General features: G+C 41.9%; 13 protein-coding genes. 5 read left to right on the top strand and 8 right to left on the bottom strand.

Annotation, left to right across the window (positions count from 1 at the left end; translation table 11 throughout):
* Positions 1-203: 203 nt before the first annotated feature.
* Complete coding sequence (locus V7654_RS01690; protein ID WP_335427975.1) at positions 204-917, bottom strand: WecB/TagA/CpsF family glycosyltransferase; 714 nt, start codon at positions 915-917, stop codon at positions 204-206.
* Between the two features lie 18 nt (positions 918-935).
* The gene (locus tag V7654_RS01685; protein ID WP_335427974.1) at positions 936-2213 is read right to left on the bottom strand and encodes a nucleotide sugar dehydrogenase; all 1278 of its coding nucleotides are present in this window, start codon (positions 2211-2213) and stop codon (positions 936-938) included.
* A 273-nt stretch (positions 2214-2486) separates the two neighbouring features.
* On the opposite strand from V7654_RS01685, the gene csaB reads away from it, so the two are divergent.
* The 3 genes from csaB (at position 2487) to murJ (ending at position 6578) form a co-directional block, all read left to right on the top strand.
* Positions 2487-3596, top strand: a complete 1110-nt coding sequence (gene csaB, locus V7654_RS01680) for a polysaccharide pyruvyl transferase CsaB (RefSeq protein ID WP_335427972.1) — start codon at positions 2487-2489, stop codon at positions 3594-3596.
* A 93-nt stretch (positions 3597-3689) separates the two neighbouring features.
* Entirely contained in the window at positions 3690-4865 is a 1176-nt protein-coding gene (locus V7654_RS01675; protein WP_335427971.1) for a glycosyltransferase family 4 protein, read from the top strand.
* A 189-nt stretch (positions 4866-5054) separates the two neighbouring features.
* Entirely contained in the window at positions 5055-6578 is a 1524-nt protein-coding gene (gene murJ / locus V7654_RS01670) for a murein biosynthesis integral membrane protein MurJ (protein ID WP_335428013.1), read from the top strand.
* A 77-nt stretch (positions 6579-6655) separates the two neighbouring features.
* Here murJ and V7654_RS01665 read toward each other — a convergent pair whose 3' ends face one another.
* From V7654_RS01665 to V7654_RS01655, 3 genes are all read right to left on the bottom strand, one after another.
* Positions 6656-7183, bottom strand: a complete 528-nt coding sequence (locus V7654_RS01665) for a hypothetical protein (RefSeq protein ID WP_335427969.1) — start codon at positions 7181-7183, stop codon at positions 6656-6658.
* A 52-nt stretch (positions 7184-7235) separates the two neighbouring features.
* Positions 7236-10262 carry a vWA domain-containing protein gene (locus V7654_RS01660; RefSeq protein WP_335427967.1) on the bottom strand — a complete coding sequence of 1009 codons (3027 nt, stop codon included), beginning with the start codon at positions 10260-10262 and terminating at the stop codon, positions 7236-7238.
* A gap of 285 nt (positions 10263-10547) precedes the next feature.
* On the bottom strand, positions 10548-10769 hold the full coding sequence (locus V7654_RS01655) for a hypothetical protein (protein ID WP_335427966.1): 222 nt from the start codon (positions 10767-10769) through the stop codon (positions 10548-10550).
* 486 nt (positions 10770-11255) lie between these two features.
* Between V7654_RS01655 and V7654_RS01650 the strand changes: the two genes are divergently transcribed.
* Both V7654_RS01650 and V7654_RS01645 read left to right on the top strand, forming a co-directional pair.
* A complete protein-coding gene (locus tag V7654_RS01650) occupies positions 11256-12998 on the top strand; it encodes an ABC transporter ATP-binding protein (RefSeq protein ID WP_335427965.1) in 1743 nt (580 codons plus the stop codon).
* Positions 12999-13300: 302 nt separating this feature from the next.
* The gene (locus tag V7654_RS01645; RefSeq protein WP_335427964.1) at positions 13301-13480 is read left to right on the top strand and encodes a hypothetical protein; all 180 of its coding nucleotides are present in this window, start codon (positions 13301-13303) and stop codon (positions 13478-13480) included.
* 373 nt (positions 13481-13853) lie between these two features.
* On the opposite strand, the gene V7654_RS01640 is transcribed toward V7654_RS01645, so the two are convergent.
* From V7654_RS01640 to V7654_RS01630, 3 genes are all read right to left on the bottom strand, one after another.
* Positions 13854-14012 carry a hypothetical protein gene (locus V7654_RS01640; protein ID WP_335427963.1) on the bottom strand — a complete coding sequence of 53 codons (159 nt, stop codon included), beginning with the start codon at positions 14010-14012 and terminating at the stop codon, positions 13854-13856.
* Between the two features lie 168 nt (positions 14013-14180).
* Positions 14181-16169 carry an S-layer homology domain-containing protein gene (locus V7654_RS01635; protein ID WP_335427961.1) on the bottom strand — a complete coding sequence of 663 codons (1989 nt, stop codon included), beginning with the start codon at positions 16167-16169 and terminating at the stop codon, positions 14181-14183.
* A 240-nt stretch (positions 16170-16409) separates the two neighbouring features.
* On the bottom strand, positions 16410-17417 hold the full coding sequence (locus tag V7654_RS01630) for a C40 family peptidase (RefSeq protein WP_335427960.1): 1008 nt from the start codon (positions 17415-17417) through the stop codon (positions 16410-16412).
* Between the last annotated feature and the right edge of the window lie 470 nt (positions 17418-17887).

The following is a 17887-nucleotide window of genomic DNA, read 5'->3' as shown; positions in this document are numbered from 1 at the left end:
AAGCGACGAGGAGGCTCAGCGCCAGCCCCGCGGAAAGTGAAACGCCTGGAACGAAAATCAACAGCCTTGTATACAGAGCTTATAAAATAATAGACGTTTTTCTAACCTGTTTGGTGACACATATAGACACATTTCTTCTTTTAGACATTTTAAAAGGCTTGAATAGTTAGTTCAAGCCTTATTTTGGTTCTTTTTTATCGATATTATTTAGCGCCAAGGATTTTCATTAAAAATCTTGGCAGTGCCAGCTGGCGCTTGAAGCGCTTTGGTTCTTTTAACAGACGGTACAGCCATTCAATGCCAAGCTTGCGGAAGAATAGTGGCGCGCGCTGGACTTTTCCGGAGAAGACGTCGAAGCTGCCGCCGACTCCCTGGAATACTTTCACGTTCAGCTTGCCCATGTTTTCGCGGATCCACAGCTCCTGCTTCGGGCTGCCCATTGCGACAAACAGCAATTCCGCGCCTGATGCATTGATATTATTAATGATTTTTTCATTGTCCTTTTCATACCCATTCTCGTAACCGGAAATGACAAGGCCTGGATATTTTTCTTCAAGCTTTTGCTTTGCCGTTGTGACGACTTCTTCTTTTGCCCCGTAAAGGAAGACCTTATGGTTTTCCTCAGCAGCAAAGCGGATCAGCCTGTCCATCATATCTACCCCAGTTACCCGGGAGGAAATCTTGCCGCCCTTCATTTTCGAGGCGAGCAAAATCCCTACTCCATCTGGAATCTGGTAGGTTGATGAGTTAATCAACTGGCGAAGCTCTTCATTTTTTTCCGCAGCCATAACCTTTTCTGGGTTGACCGCGATGATTGTTGATTGCAGGCCAGCCTCCATCCGTACGCGGAGGTCTGCAATGATTTGTTCATAATTTAAAGGCGACACATTGACGCCTAAATAGTTTTCTTTTTCCATAGCAGTTATCAAACCCTCTTAGAGCTGAATTGGTTTCAGTCCTGACAGGTCGCCGATTTTGTAAACTTTTACAAAATCGCTATCAAGATTTGTGCAGTTTTTCGTATCGAACACAACTGGTGACTTCATTTTAGAAGAAACAAGTTGGCTGTCTAATGTTTTAAATTCATTGTGGTCAGCCAGTACGACAGCAACGTGAGCATCAGCCAATGCATCTTCTAATGAAAGAAGTGGGAATTGTACCTGATCCTGCTGAACGTGTGGGTCATGCGCCACTGTTTCGAAGCGCGGATTTTTAGCCAGCATTTCATAAATTTCAATCGCCGGACTTTCTCGCACGTCATCGATGTTTCCTTTATATGTTAAGCCCATAACAGCAATCTTCGGTTTTTCGATCTGTACTGTTAACTCTTCAACCTTTTCAACGACGAATTCTGGCATTGAATTGTTGATGTCGCGTGATAGCTTGATCAGAACGGATTCATTGCGAGCTTTTTCAACAATGAAATAAGGGTCGACTGCTAAGCAGTGTCCGCCTACACCAGGTCCAGGCTGGTGGATATTTACGCGTGGGTGCTTGTTGGCAAGCTCGATTACGCTGTGAGCATTGACGCCTAGTTTCGCACTGATTTTAGCTAATTCATTCGCAAGTGCAATGTTCACGTCACGGAATGTATTTTCCATAAGTTTTGACATTTCAGCTGTAATCGCTTCTGTCTCAATGACGTCGCCAGTTACGACTGCACGGTACACGTCACCAGCCTTTTTAGCAGCAACGGGAGTTGTTCCGCCGACGATACGAGTGTTTTCGATCAGCTCGATCAGGATGCGGCCTGGAAGCACGCGCTCTGGGCAGTGTGCAAGGAATACATCGTTTTGAACGTCGAATCCAGCTTCAACAAGGATCGGCGCTACAACATCATCCATCGTTCTTGGCGGGATTGTTGACTCAACGATCACGACATCGCCTTTTTTTACAAAAGGAACGATTGATTTCGTTGCGCTGATTACGTAATCTACATTTGCAGTTAAATCATGGTGGATTGGCGTCGGAACGGCGATGATAAATACATCTGCCTCTTCCGGTGTAAGTGAAGCGCGAAGCTTCTCTTTTTCGACAACTTCTTTAACGAGCTCAGGAAGCCCGACTTCTTCAATTGTAATTTCTCCATTATTTAACGAGTTCACTACACGCTCGCTGACGTCTACTCCGACAATGTCATAGCCGGCTCTTGCAAAAACCGCAGCGGTTGGCAGTCCGATATAACCTAATCCAATGACACAAATCTTCTTCATTAATAAGGACCTCTCTTTTTAAGGCAGTTATAATTGCTTATATTATGTGATTATTTGATCAATCTAGTTTCAATTTCTAACATAGTATATCAAATCTTGTCAAACCTTGCACCCTTGAACATTGAATGCATTCCGTGATAGTGTTAAAATATTGTTTAGCTTTTCGGTGCTTAGAATTGTTAGGGCACCTTCTTTTTTTGCACTGCGTTTTAAATTAATTATGATTATGTTTTACCAACGCACTACTTTCTATATTAAGGAGGAGCAACTTCTTTGAAAATTGTCATCTCAGGATTTTATGGCCTCGGTAATACTGGTGACGAAGCCATTCTTGAATCCATTGTCGATAACTTGCGCGAGCATTTAGACCAGCCAGAAATTACCGTATTCTCTTTATCACCGGAGCAGACGGCAAAGGAACATAATGTAAAAACTGTATACCGCGGCTGGCGCCATGATTTTAAAGGGAAGGTCAAGGCTTTGAAGGAAGCGAACCTGCTGATTTCTGGCGGCGGCGGATTGCTGCAGGATACATATCCGACCCGCTTTATTTTCGGCCCCCTTCCGTACTATTTGTTGATTGTCTTTTTAGCAAAGCTTGTCGGAACAAAGGTTATGTTCTTCTCACAAGGCATCGGCCCGGTCAACTCCACATGGGGTAAAATTTTAATGAAGGTATTTGCCAATATGGCAGACTTCGTTACGGTTCGTGACCAGTTTTCGAAGGATTTGCTGCACAAGCTGGGTGTTACTCGTCCAGAAACAGTCGTTACATCTGATATCGTGTTTGCTTTTCATCCGAAAAAGGATACTGCAGCGATTGACAGCCTTCAACTGGAGCGCAAGGACAACTTAGTCGCAGTATCTGTGCGTCCTTGGTTTGAAAAAGTAAAGCAGTTCGAGCAGGTAGCTGAGATTCTTGATCACTGGATCGAAGCTCGCGGCATTACGCCTGTTTTCGTGCCGATGGAAGGCCATCACGACGACACGGCAAGCAAAAATGTCATGAAGCATATGAAACACGCGGACAAGTGCCACATTCTTGGAATGAATTTTACACCTAACCAATACCTGAACTTCATCGGCGAATGCCAGATGACGATCGGCATGAGATTGCACGCATTAATTTTCTCAACGCTGACAGGCGTGCCGCATATTGGGTTAAGCTATGACAAAAAAGTCGAAAGCCTGCTCAAGCGAAGCGGCATGTGGCCATACTCAGCTGTACTTGAAGAAATGAACGTCGACGAGCTGACGAAAAACGGCTTGGAATTGTTGGACAACCGCGAAAAGTACAGCCAGGTTGTAAAAGCAAACGCCGAAGAAATGCGCGCCGAAGCCGTTAGGAACATTGATTTAATGAAAGAAAAGTTTGTAAGATAAGTGGAACATGGGGACGGTTCTCATGTTCCAAATTGGAACACGAGAACCGTCCCCGTGTTTCCGTTTGCTAAAAATAACTCAGGAGGTGCAATTATGAAAATTCTTATTGCTACCGCTTATGATTACCCGCATGCTGGCGGTCTTTCTACACATGTTGCTACGTTGAAGGCTGGTCTTGAGGAGCGCGGGCATGAAGTGGATGTCCTTTCGTTCACGGATGTGTCGCCTGTTGTCCGCAAGATGTACGCACAGGGGCCAAGTTTTGTCATCAATAAGGTGAAAAAGGGCCGCGGTATTCTATGGAGCCATTATGCCCGCAAGAATTTGCTGAAGGCTCTTATTTTAAAAAATAAACATAAAAAATATGACGTGATTAACGCCCAGGATCCGTTCACTACCCTCGCTGCACTTGAGACAGGGATTCCTGTTGTTTCGACTGTCCACGGCTATATGGCGTTCGAAGCTGTCAGCAAAGGTTCGATCGACGAAGGCAGCGCTGAAGCACAGGAAATGCAGGAAATCGAAATCCAGGCTTACCAGGGCACACGCAAGATCGTCACGGTTGACCAGCGATTGAAGGACTATGTGAAGGAATTGTCAGGTGTCGACGGCATCGCGATCCGCAACTTCATCGACATTCACAGCTTCAAGCCTGATAAGGACAAGAAGGACGCGCTTCGTGATAAGTATGGCATTTCGCGTGATGAGAACATTTTATTCGTTCCGCGCCGTTTGACGAAAAAGAACGGTGTCATCTATCCGGCGCTTGCCTTGCCTGCTGTCCTTAAGGAATTTCCAAACACAAGGTTAATCTATGCAGGAAGCGGCGAAGCGTTGTCGGAAATTAAGAAAATTGTGGCCGAAAATGGGCTGGAGAACAATGTTGACCTGCTTGGCGCGGTTGCCCATGATAAGGTTAAGGACTATTACGCACTGGCAGATGTTGCGCTTGTGCCAAGTGTCCACTCCGCCGGCGTTGAAGAAGCAACTTCGATTTCTGCTTTGGAAGCGATGGGCTCTGGATCTCCGTTAGTTGCCTGCGCGGTCGGCGGCTTGAAGGAAATCATCGAAGACAAGGAAGACGGCTTGCTTGTTGAGGAGAAGAATGTCCAGGAGCTTTCGGACGCGATCATCTACTTGCTGGCTAATCCGGATAAAGGCGAAGAGTTCGCTGCAAAGGCTCGCAAGAAAATCGAGGACGAATACTCCCACGTTGCTGCGGCTGAAAAGTATGAAGAGATTTATTTGAGCGCTTTGGGGCGTAAATAAATTTTTTTGGGTATTATGGTCTCTGTGGATGGAGACTGTTATGATAGAGAAAGAGACGAGTAAGGCGGGGCATATGCTGTTTCGCCTTACTTTTGTTTAGGGGCCTTTTCGTCTCGCTTATGTGGAATTTGGCCTTGGACGGAAATTTAATGCGAGAAAATTCTTTTATAGAAAGTGACTGAAATATTTATGGCAGGATTGAAAAAAACGGCCATCTGGATCACCCTGCTGGCCTTAGTCCTTAAGCTATCCGGTTTCTTGCGGGAAAGTATTATCGCCAATGAGTTCGGGGCCAATCATTACACAGATGGTTTTTTGCTGGCCTTTTCTTTTATCACGCTCGTTGTGGCGATGATTTCCGGCGGGTTCAATAACGTGTTTCTTCCTATGTATGTGCAAAAAAGGAAGGAAAACCCTGAGGAAACGGAGCGCAATGCAAACGGCATCTTGAATGGAACGGTGTTAGTCTTCCTCGGCGTTACACTTGTCGGGTACTTCCTTGTTCCTTATTTTGTCCCTTTCATTTATGGGCACATGACGGAAACGACCAAAAAAATTGCTGTTGATATCACGCAGTTCTTTTTCCTATTTATGAGTTTGATTGCTGTGAATGGGATACTGGAGTCTTATCTTCAGGGGCGACGTGTGTTTGTTCCGTCACAGATTTCAAAATTGCTCGCGACCTTGATGGGTGCAGTATTTGCCCTATTGTTCTCTGATCAGTGGGGAATTTACAGCCTTGCTTACGGTTTTATTTTTGGAACATTCTTAGGTACAGTCGTTCAGTTCTTTTACCTGTTTAAGAACGGTTATAAGTGGCAGCCTACGGTAAAAGTAGAGAAGGCATTCTTTTCGGCTTTCATTGTCCTGTTGGCGCCCGCGTTGTTGAATTCGGTTGTTGGACAGATTAATATGTTCGTGAATAAATCGTTTGCTTCAGGTACTGAGGTCAGCGGTGCGGTTACGTACTTGAACAACGCCTCCCTTTTGGTGAGCATCCCACAGGCGATTTATGCGACAACTGTTGCGGCGATTATTTTCACCTTATTGTCTGAACAGGTGGACAACCCTAAGAAGTTCCAGGGCACCGTGTTCATGGGTATGCAGATTACACTTGTGACCTTGCTGCCGATTGCGGTCGGCTTGCTGCTTGTCGGCAAAGAAGCGATCTCGTTTGTGTACGAACGCGGCCGCTTTACGGCTGAGGATACACAGAACACTTATATCGCACTTGTTTATTATATTCCGTTGATTGTCACGCAAGGCTTGCAGTACATTGTGTCAAAATCGATGTACGCCCGCGGGAAAACGGCGATCGTGCTGCGGATCAGCATTACGACCATCGTGTTGAACCTCGTATTCAACTGGCTGCTCGTAGGCCGGTTTGGATACCCAGGCCTGGCGCTGACAAGCTCGCTCGTTTCGATTTATTACTTGGGCGTCTCGACGTATGTTGTGTATAAAGATTTCGATCGTGAAGAGCGAGTAAGGTTGGGAATGCTGTTTGCACGAGTGGTATTGCCGACCTTGATTATGGCGATACCGTTGTACTTAATCAAACAGTTCACGCCGATTTCTGAGCTTTACTCATTGATCCAGCTGGGGATTCTTGTGCCGCTTGGCGTAGTCCTTTATGTCGCTGGAGTTTATGTGTTTTATCGTGAAGGCTTCAGGCAGCTGCTGGGGATTTTGAAGAAGAAGAAAACAGCATAAAAAAACAAATACTTTAGAACATTAAAGCGGTGGGGGTCTGACCCCCACCGCTTTAATGTGTTAACGCATTTGTAATGCTAATTCCCCTTCATGATTTCTTCTTTACGTTTTTCGTATTCCTTGTTCGAAATCTTCCCTTGCTCCTTCAAGTGGTCCAGGTGCTGAATTTCCAACTCCATAAAGCCGTTATTTCCTGTTAGTACCTCTTCTTCGCTGAAAAGAAAATATTGAGATGGATTCATTCCATACTTTAACTTTCCATTATCGTCGTATGCTTCTACCTTCACTTTGATGCTTCCTTTCCCATTACCTTTTGCTTTTACATCAATCAGAATAGAAATAGCCTCACCCTTTTGAAGATTACTCCATTCTCCCAATACACTTTTTCCTACTTCGGTGTTTTGGATTACACCTGATTCCTCTAAGATAGCTTTTGCCTTTGTTTCGGAGTTTTCAAATGTAATTCGTAAAGTAAGCTGTATAATATCGTTGCTGAGGGATTCTTCTTCTACCTCTAGCTTAGCTTTAATTGGCGGCAACATTTTCCCTGACTGTTTTGGTGATGTACTTTCCTGGCTGCAGCCAACCATTGAAATTATACACATTAAGAGAAATAAACATCTTTTCACAATAAAACCTCCACGTAATTAAAACAGATTATGGAGTAGTTGATATAAATAGTTGACCATCATCAATGATCGCGTGGTTTTCACCCATATCATGACGTACCCCTACCACAACTGAGCCTACTGATTCCGCCCCTTTATCGTCTCGTGCTCTAAATGTAATATGGTACACACGTCCATTGCCATTTCCTGCACGTTCCGCCCTTACTTGCGCTTGATTTGTGCCGATTCCTTCACCATCTACTTCTTTTTTACCTTTACCCTTCTCATTCACAGCTTCATCCTGAGTGATTCCAGTGATTTCAATTTGTACAGGGTCACCATCTGGATCGACGACGTCAAGTATATCAATTGAAACCATTTTATGATTCACACTATTAATTTCTGAAATACTTGCTTTTGCTCCTGAAGTATCTGGCGCTTGATTGAGATCGGGTTCAGTTCCGATACTTCCAATTGCCTCCATGATAGAATCTACAACATCCGATGCTGTAAGAGCCGTAAAGACCTTTCCTCCTGTGCCATCAGAAAGACTCGTAAAGGCATTTTTCGTTGAATAATCTTCTCCAATTACAATACTGTGGATATTAATTCCCTCTGTTGAAGCTTTAGCCTTAAGATCTTCAGGAACCAATATTCCCCCTTTGTTCGCAGCACCGATTACATCCGCCATCGTATATTCTGTTTCCGGCTCAGGATCCTTTGGTGGTGCATCACCCATGAGGATAATTACCCTTTCTGCGTCAGCCCGCCATTCGCCAATGCCTTCACCTAGAATCGTATTCATTAATCCTGAATATACTGATTCTGGCCAATCTCCTCCTCCGGTAGCAGAAAGTGTTTGTACACTATTTTGAATCAGTGATCTATCTGCTGTAAAAGGTTGAATTGCTCGATAAGGATAATCCGACGAATCTCCTCCACTGTGGTTAAAATCTTTAAACTCTGTTATGCTAATCCGGAAATCTGCACTCTGATCATTTAAGCGATCTACGATATCTCCGATAGAGTTTTTCACCTGGTAGATGTCATCCCACATTGATCCGGTAGTATCTACCACAAAGGCAACATCGACGCTAGAAGGTCTTTTTACTGCCGCCTCTCCTCCTAAGTAAGGACCTGTAATAGGGGAGCTAGTCTGCGAAGCTTTAACCACCCAATGAAGAGTGCGATCGACAGAAGATGTCAAAATCGCCTTCCATTCTTCCTTTGTCGGTTTATATTTGTTTTCACTAATCTCTTCAATTGTAAGTAGTTTCTTACTGTAATCTTCATTATAGAACTCGATTTGGAATTCATTATGCTTGAAATCATTTCCACCACTGTTACTCCATGAAAAAGTTGGAATCGTTTCTTCACTCAAAATACCGCTAACTTTTGTCAGGGTTGGCGATATCCCATGTGTAGCTAGGAGTGTTCCAATCGGAAGCATATCTTTAATTGTTTTACCATCAATAATACTCTGGTATGCTTCTGAAAAATTAACAGGGTTGCCCTGTTTTAACCTATTCCATAACATATGATCGCCTAAAGAAACACCGTCTCCTATCTCTGCTCCAATATCATATAAATCCCATAGAGCTCTTTGGATGGATACTTCATTATCTTCTCCGCCAATACCCTCTGATTCATTATCTTCTAAATTATAGGCAAAGTTTGCATCATCTGTATCTTGGTATCTAACATCTCCTACGTTTGGTACGCCTAGCGCACTTGCATTCATTTCCCACTGGAGACTTATCGCATAAAAGGTTGGCCACGCTTCACCCCAGGCAAGCCTCAATCCCTCATCCTTTCCATGAAGGTCTGCTAAGCTTTGCCCAATATTATGTTCACCGCCAGGATTATCTTCAATATTGAGAATATTAGCCGCGTGATGTCCATATTCGTGGTGGATGACATCCCAATCAAATCCGTCTCCATTAAGTAAATGAAGGTCATCCCCATCATAATAAGAAGCACTGCCCCCACTTGAATCAGGGAAAAATACTTTTACATTTGGAAGACCACTTCCATTCACATCTTTAGTGTATTTTGCCGCCATCAGCATAGCCTGGTGGACTGAAAACGCTTCTCCATTTTCCCTGTTTTGATTTGTGGTTATATCGATCCCCACACTTGATCCATTTTGGATGTCATACTCTGTGTCACTATCAATCTCATAAGCTTCATCATCTCCCGCAGGCGTGACAACAAATCCATCTCCCTCCGTAGAGATCCTTACGAATATATCATAACCACTTTCCGGCCACTTTGCATCATTATCAAAAGAAGCACTGTATTCTCCATTTTTATCCGTTTGAATGGTAGTAATAAAATCATCGAAGATGTTATCTTCATCAAGTATTTGAACGTTAACACCTTCTGCTGGATGAGTATTTCCCTCAGCATCTGTCCAAAGAACCTGCCCAGAAACCTCTAGTTGATTAGAAACTGCCGCAAGGTGAAATTGTTCAGTAGCTGTTTTATCCTTTAAACGGACAACTGAAGTTTTTGCACCTTTCTTGTTCAACTTCTTTTTTTCTTGTTTTACCTGTTTCTCATTCTTCTTTCCTGATTTCTTTTCTTTTTCCAAGAGTTCTTTTGTTAACGAATACACACCATCGCCATGTAAAACTGTTTCATCATTAGAGACAACATTAAATTCCAATTTCCTAACAGAAGTAGGTTTTCCATTCGTTTGGAATTCAGTGACAGTTGCCATGATCTTCCCATCTATATTCGGTGAAATCGTATAGCTAATTTCCTGTTCTGTTTTTGTTGGGACTTCAAAAGATTTAGGAGAAACAATGTTGATGCCTTCAGAAGCCATTATTTCTACATAGAATCTTTCAACCTTTTTATCCCCTTTTGAATCAAGACTAAAATGAGCCTTTGCCCTTTCACTTAACTTTGTTTCGTGTTTTAAAGGCTTAAAATTTAATTCAGCACCTATATTCGGCTTTTGAACCTTTTTCGAAATTTCTAATACTTCCGCTCTTACAGGCATCCCTGGTAAAGCGATGCATCCTATCAAAACAGCGGATAATAAGTAATGTTTCCACTTCCTCAATTTCATTCCTTTTACTCTCCCTTTATACTAGTTTTTTTACATTACATTCCAATTTTACCATTAAATATAGTAAATTAATAATATATATTGGAATAATATGTATATAGTTCGAGTTTTCCAGGAAGTGAATTTCACTAATTACTTATAGATTTGAAAAATAGTTTCTTAACTAACCTATTATAACTCAGTTTAAAAGTGGTAATATAAAGCGAAAAGAAGCACATATTAGATTTTTTCTAACATGTGCCCGCGATATTTCTGGTTCCTTCTGTGAAAGAAACAGGGAATGATTCAAATCTTTTTCTCTCTCGATAAATAAGCCCTTCTTTTAACATATTCATATTCATATTCATCCTCAAGTAATTGTTTGAGCAGACTAAGGACCTCATTATTAACGGCATTAATTTTACCGAGCCCAAAAGCAATCTGCCATCTTGCATCAGAGTCTTCAAAAGTGAAATGTCTAGATTTGCCAACAACTGCTCGTGATATATATGATATTTTCACATTCATTGTCACGAGCCAGTATGTATAGAAAGCAATCTAACAACTCTGCGCACCATCCCCTGCTGGACATTATCGACAAGCTCATCCGTGGCTAAATAAATTTTATCCCAATGAAGATACTCTGTTTTCCATTGGTCAAAGGATTGATGAGCTATTATAGCCCGAAGCTTGAAATTTGCCGCTTCTTGTAAAAATTCTTTTTTATAGATAACTCTCTTTTAAAAAAATGCTGGCACAGGATTGTACCAGCATCTTTCTGTCATTCTATCATTCAATTTTTTTAACATGAGAACCGTTCCTATGTTTCGAAATTTTCTGTACATTTTTAAATTGTGTTGTATATAATTTACATATCAACAAACAAGGAGGATCTTTCAATGAAAAACATGATGAATCAATCCGTTCAAACATATAGGGGTGTAACACTTTCTTAAATGTTAACGGTGTGCCCCCTATATGTGTTTATTTAAATAACACAAAAAGGGGTAACTTATGGATTTTCCAGTTCAAAAATTTTTATCGTATTATAAACCGTATTTAAAATTGTATCTTTCGGTATTAGCGTGCGCTTTTATCGTATCGGGTCTGACTTTGGTATTCCCGTTACTCGTCCGGTATATTACAAAAGACGTTTTAGATGGAGACTTGGCCACCGCCCTAAGTGAAGTTTATTGGATTGGCGGGCTGATGCTATTTTTAGTCGCCATCCAGAATATTGGAACCTATTTTGTGGACTACAAAGGACATGAAGTAGGTGCCCGAATGGAAAGTGATATGCGCAGTGAGCTGTTTGCGCACATGCAAAAGCTTTCCTTCAGCTTTTACGATAAGGAAAAGACTGGGCAACTCATGTCAAGGATCACGAATGACCTGCTGCTGCTTTCCGAGTTGTACCATCACGGCCCGGAAGACTATCTCCAATATCTAGTCCGATTTATTGGAGCGTTTGTTATTTTGTTCTTTATTAACGCTCCGTTGACGATCGTCGCTTTCTGCTTCCTGCCATTGTTAGGTGCCATTTCTTTATTTTTTAATAGGATTGAAAACAGAGCACTAAAAAGAAACAAAGAACGGATTGGGGACGTAAACGCACAGGTCGAGGATAGTCTGTCAGGCATCCGCGTAGTTAAATCGTTTGCCAACGAACACTTTGAGATTGAAAAGTTTAACCGGGAAAACAATCGTTTCCTGGAAAGCAGAAAAGAGTTCTACAAGACAGAAGCTAAGTTTTACAATGTGGTACAAACGATTATCCAGCTGATTACGATTTCAGTGATTATCTTTGGCGGTGCCAGTATCGTCAACAACACATTGGATTTAGCCGATTTAATCACTTTTTTACTGTATATTAACTATATGATTGAGCCAATTCAAAAATTGACTCATATGAGTACGCAATTTCAGGAAGGAATCACGGGTTTTCAGCGGTTTATGGAAATCATGAATCTAAAACCGGCAATTGAAAACAAACCAAATGCCGTAACTCTTGCAGAAGTGCGCGGTGAAATAGAGTTCAAGAATGTTTCCTTCCGTTATGAAGACCATTTGGACCATGTCTTGGAAAACCTGTCTCTCCGAATACAACCAGGAGAGTATGTAGCATTGGTGGGCCCGTCTGGTGCGGGAAAAACGACATTTTGCTCGCTCATCCCCCGCTTTTATGAAGTTACTGATGGAGAGGTATTACTTGATGGGAACAACGTCCGCGCTCTTGATCTGGATTCCTTGAGAAAGAGCATTGGCATTGTACAGCAAGATGTTTATCTCTTCACCGGGACTATTATGGAAAATATTCGTTACGGAAATCCAGCAGCCAGCGAAGAGGAAATAATAAATGCATCTATGCATGCAAACGCCCACGACTTTATCATGAACCTTCCAAACGGATATCACTCTGAAATTGGCCAGCGTGGAGTCCGACTTTCCGGTGGGCAAAAACAAAGACTTAGCATCGCCCGAGTGTTTCTTAAGAATCCTCCCATTCTCATTTTAGATGAAGCAACAAGCGCATTAGATAATGAGAGCGAAAGCATCATTAAAGATTCACTCGAAAGGTTAGCAAAGGGCCGAACAACCATCGTTATTGCCCATCGCTTATCAACGATCCGCAATGCTCAAAGGATCATCGTATTATCAGAGGATGGTATTGTGGAACAAGGTACACACGATGCGTTGCTTGCAAACGACGGACCCTATTCACATCTTTATTCCAGGCAGTTTGAATTAACAATGTAAATTCCTTTAATAAATCGGCTCTTTTTAAAAAGGCCGATTTATTTTTTATGTTATTTGGATATGTACTGTCCAATAAAATCAGAAAATACTTTTGTAAGTTTGTTTTGATTATTTGCTATTCTGCATTTTCCGTTATGAATGTTAAAAATCCAAGTCCAGGAATTCGAAAAAATGGCAAGTACGTTTCCAATACGGCGGCAGTGTAATCACCATTTTTTCCCTGAAACTTATTGAAGAGAGACATAAATATAACCATTTCGTCGAAAGATATAGAGTAGTACCTATTTTTTAGGGGGATAAGTATGAAAAAAGTCATTTGCATCAATAACGAAGACATTGAGTTGGAATTCGACTTGGGAGAGGAGTACCAGGTTGAGAGAGAATTGGATTCAACCTATATTGTCATTAATAAACTAGGGAAAAAGCATAGTGTTTTTAAAACTCATTTTGAACCAGTGGAGGGAAACGAGACGAAAGTCTGAAAATGTCATAAGGTTGAACTGAACTACTGAAGTGCTGCCAGAAAAATCTCTTATATCACTAATCTGCGCCATTAGCGAAATAAGAGCTTTAACATCAATAACCCTTCTGGATCATGCACCCATTAGCTAAAAATAAAAGGGATAGTGGCTCCCTTCACAACTGTTTCACCTTCTCCTACTACCTCTAACTCCCTTCATCCAAGTTTATTGATTTTTCATTTTTGGGTTTATCCTTATAAAACTCTAAAGGGTTACAAACTAACTTTCCTACTTCCGCCTCCCCTTTTGTTAAATAAAAAATTGAAAAAAGGCAACTGCGATCAACTGGTCCTGAGATTGAGTAAGCAAATCAATGATATTTTCACATTCATTATCAGAATAGGAACTCATCTAACAACTCTCCGCTCCAATCACCTACGGAGTCTGCCTCGATTAACTTATCTGCTGTCTGATAAATTTTATTCCAACGAGGATACTCGGCTTCCCATTCATCGAAGGATTGGTCGGCCGTACTGCCCAGAGCCTGAAACAATGGATTGCCTGTAACAATTGCTTTTCCAAAATAAACTCTCCTTAAAAAAATGCTGGCACATGATATGCCAGCATTTTTACTATGTTTCTATTAAAAAGTGTAAATTTGGAACATAAGAACCGTCCCTGTGTTCCCTTTGAGAACATGAGAACCGTCCCCATGTACCATTTATTTTACGATTGGGAGTTCTTTGATGAGGTCTGCGCGGATGTAGACTTCGTTTATTGTTGCTGAGTCTGACATGATTTTGTCCCATTCGTAGTTGTCTGTGTGTTTCACTGAGCCGAGTATGGCTACTGGTGAGCCAAGATTGTTGTTTTTGTATGCAATAGCGGCTTCTGTTCCTGGCATTACGCGGGCGTTGACTCCTTCAACTGCTGTTTCGCCGATGCGGTATGTGTTTGTGCTGCGGTCTTTTTTGCCCAGGTACATGTCGACTCTGTGCATATGGCCGGCGATTTTTTGTCCCCAGTATGGGTCTGAAGCGTATTTTACGTTAAAGCCGCGGGCTTTGTTTCCTGTTGCCGCACCATTTGCATGGGCACCTACTGGGTTGATGTAATTTTTATTCAAGTAAAGGTTAGCAAGTGCATCAATTGCTTCGTTCGGAGAAGCAAAAGTCTGTGCTGCGTCTGTATTGCTGTCGTATGCTTTGATTCCGAACAGATTATTGCGTTCCAAAGCGTATTTGCTCATTCCGAAGTCACTTTCATGCATCGCCATTCCAAGGATCAGCAATGCATTGATGTTATGCTTCACTTCGGCCACTTTCAAATAAGTTCCAAGACCTTTGATTTTGCTGACTGTTGATGCGTCCTTGTACTTCGCATAAGTAGTAGGGTTAGAAGTATAAAGAGCTTGCTTTTCAGCTAAAATGTAATCAATATAGCTATTCAATTCCTCTGCTGTATAAACAGTTTCTGTACGGGCTGGAAGGTAGTTAAAGTACTGATAAGCAGTGCCGACTACATTTCCTGAGGTATTCATGAACTGGCCGCCATCCCAGCTGTAATACTTTTGTCCCTGTGAAAGGAAGCTTGGTGCTAATCCCATTGTGTAGGATACATATGATTTTTTTACAGTGTCATAGATTGTATGGACTAGCTCGCCATTTGTGTTAACAGAATAATAGTTTCTGCCTTCGATTAACTGCAAAGGTACAAGAGAAACTTCATCATGTTTTACGTAAACGGTTTTACCCGCAAGGATTACCTTTACATAATTCTCAGTCGCTTCAATGTATTTCATTTCCTGGCCTGCTGGCAAATAGGTAAAAGAAGATGATAATGATGCGTCCTTATAAATGTAAGTTAAGGAACTTCCAAGCGCTGGCTTTGACCAAACCAATCCTGCAGGCATTTCTACGATTTGCTCGTTTACTGTGACCACTTGGTTTGAAGCTGTAGCTGCGGTTTTAGCTGCGTCAAAAGAAGAATAGGTTTTAGAGTATGTCATTTCTCCAGTTGATTGGATTGTGGCTACTCTGTATCCCTCTGTGCCACCGTCACCCGGTTCTTCAGGAATTTCAGACTCTGCCATTTTATTGAGCATGCGGTAGATGAAAGCAGCCGCTTCTTGACGTGTTGCTGTCTTTTTTGGCAAGAATTTGTAAGTACCATCGCCATTTGCAAGACCTTTTATGAGACCGTCCTGCGAGTTTTTCGCAACGGCCATTTTAAAATTATTATTGATTTCATTCGCATCTGAAAAATTCAGAACCGCGTCTTCCCGGACAATCTGCATATAATTGAAAGCACGGTCAATCATAGCTGCCGCTTGTTCACGGGAAATCTGATCATTAGGTCCGAATGTTGACGGTGTGTACCCCATGATGATTCCTGCTGCAGCGGCACTGTTGATGCCCGTCGCAAGACCGGATGATAATGGAACGTCAGAGTATACATGCGGTCCCTCTGGCAGTTTAAGTGCACGTGAAATAAATGTCGCAAACTGTCCTCGTGTTACATTTAAAGCTGGTTTGTAGATTCCTTCTCCATACCCCTGGATTACATCAGCGGCAATCATTGCGCGCATTTCTGTTTCTAGTGCGCTTCCAGTAATATCGTCTTGCGCAAATGCCGTTGGCTGCTGGAACGACAATAAACTGCTCACGGTCAACCCGAAAGTCAAGGCGAGCGTGCCAATTTTCTTCTTCATTCTTTTACCCCCAGATGTATTATGTGAATAATTCTGACAAATTTCTCTCTTATTCTACCAATTTATTTACAAATATAATAGACAGTTTCGTCAGATTTTTTAAAATAGTCATATACTCACTATCTATTAAATTATTCTGCTTTAATATCGGTCCAAAACCTTACATCTTTAGACCTTTTTAAGGAATATAGGCATAGAAAAAGCTGGGAACCTTGCTCCCAGCCTTTATTTAACAGTCTCTTATTTACCAGCATTGATAGAATTGTAGATGGATGCCGCAAACGTAGCACGGGTTGCTTTTAACGAAGCACCGTATTGGCTGCCGTCGAAAATGGTTGTAGTATCGATTCTATGCATTGTCTGAATGGCATCATATGCCCAATAGCCTGGCATTACATCTGTGTAAGGAGCACTTGCTGTTTGGACTCCCGGCAGATTAAGCTTAAATGCTCTTTGGACGATGACCGCCATCTCGGCTTTTGTCATATTGTTGTTTGGACGGAATGTACCATCGGCAAAACCGTTGATTACTCCCGCTTCCCTGATCGCTGCAATGTCAGCTGCGAATTGGTAGTTTGAAGAAACATCCTTGAAACCGTTCAGGGTTTTAGGTGTCAGCTTCAACACACGATTGATGATTGCTGCAGCTTGTCCTCTTGTCACTGCCTGCTCTGGCTGAAACGTGGTGCTGTCGATTCCTTTAATAACATTTTGGCCGCTAAGTGTCATAACCGCCTGGTATGCAGGATGATCCTGTGGGACATCTTGATAATCGCCTGGCTGAACGCTTGTTGATTCCAGGATTCTTTTTGCTCCGTAGTATTTAGGTCCCCAATATGTACTCTCAAGTGAATCAATTTTGATCCCTTTGCTTGTCGTGGCGCTTAAGAATTGATTGTCGCCTATGTATATTCCAGAGTGTGTGACTCCTGCTTTGTCATATGTTTTTTCGAAAAACACTAGATCTCCTGGCTGAAGGTCAGCTTTGGATACTGGTGTCCCGGTGTTATACTGGTCAGCTGAAATTCGCGGTAATTGGATCCCGATTTCATCAAAAACATATCCAATATAGCCTGAACAGTCGAAACCACTTGTTGTTGTGCCTCCATACTGGTACGGCACTCCTATGTATTTTTTCGCAATTTCTACCACTTGCTCCTGTTGTGTTGTTGCTGCCATAGCTGAGTGAAAAGGAATCATGGATATAAGTAATGCCGCCAAGATCATCCTGGATACGAGCTTCTTCATCTGTACACCTCTGACTCGTTGATTTTTGGTAAAAAAATATCGTATTTTGCCTCTATAGGAATATTTTATCAGAATTTGAATGTTATAAATTTTACGATTATATTACAAATCTCGCATTTCGAGTTTAATAGGTTTGCTGGCGGGTAATATATTAAATTAAGATAGATCTTAGTCTCCTTTTATTGGTATTTTATTGGATGTTAAATTGCGCTTTCACTCCCAAAGGTGCCAAAAATTACCCCTCGACAAACTTCGACATAATTTGCTATAACTATAATACGTTAAGATTTTGGTTGGTAATCCATTTATGGCAGACCGACTAGCCATTTGTTTGACACCGATCTGGTAAATCGGTGTCTTTTTTTTTCGCCTATCGATATCGAAAATTCGACAAAATTCCAGGGCTTCATAAAATAACAAAAGCCACTCATGACTTGACCATGAGTGGCTTTCTTACATTTTAATACAAT

Source organism: Bacillus sp. JJ1609 (assembly GCF_036967045.1).
GTDB lineage: Bacteria > Bacillota > Bacilli > Bacillales > Cytobacillaceae > Mesobacillus.
Note: the sequence above shows the minus strand (reverse complement) of the source record. Positions and strands in the feature narration are given on the sequence as shown.

What these genes read in the sequence shown, in the direction of transcription:
- V7654_RS01685 (WP_335427974.1), bottom strand. Translation starts at nt 2,213, where the DNA reads ATGAAGAAGATTTGTGTCATTGGATTAGGTTATATCGGACTGCCAACC.
- V7654_RS01655 (WP_335427966.1), bottom strand. Translation starts at nt 10,769, where the DNA reads ATGAATGTGAAAATATCATATATATCACGAGCAGTTGTTGGCAAATCT.
- V7654_RS01635 (WP_335427961.1), bottom strand. Translation starts at nt 16,169, where the DNA reads ATGAAGAAGAAAATTGGCACGCTCGCCTTGACTTTCGGGTTGACCGTG.
- V7654_RS01660 (WP_335427967.1), bottom strand. Translation starts at nt 10,262, where the DNA reads ATGAAATTGAGGAAGTGGAAACATTACTTATTATCCGCTGTTTTGATA.
- V7654_RS01690 (WP_335427975.1), bottom strand. Translation starts at nt 917, where the DNA reads ATGGAAAAAGAAAACTATTTAGGCGTCAATGTGTCGCCTTTAAATTAT.
- V7654_RS01630 (WP_335427960.1), bottom strand. Translation starts at nt 17,417, where the DNA reads ATGAAGAAGCTCGTATCCAGGATGATCTTGGCGGCATTACTTATATCC.
- V7654_RS01665 (WP_335427969.1), bottom strand. Translation starts at nt 7,183, where the DNA reads ATGTGTATAATTTCAATGGTTGGCTGCAGCCAGGAAAGTACATCACCA.
- murJ (WP_335428013.1), top strand. Translation starts at nt 5,055, where the DNA reads ATGGCAGGATTGAAAAAAACGGCCATCTGGATCACCCTGCTGGCCTTA.
- V7654_RS01650 (WP_335427965.1), top strand. Translation starts at nt 11,256, where the DNA reads ATGGATTTTCCAGTTCAAAAATTTTTATCGTATTATAAACCGTATTTA.
- V7654_RS01645 (WP_335427964.1), top strand. Translation starts at nt 13,301, where the DNA reads ATGAAAAAAGTCATTTGCATCAATAACGAAGACATTGAGTTGGAATTC.
- V7654_RS01675 (WP_335427971.1), top strand. Translation starts at nt 3,690, where the DNA reads ATGAAAATTCTTATTGCTACCGCTTATGATTACCCGCATGCTGGCGGT.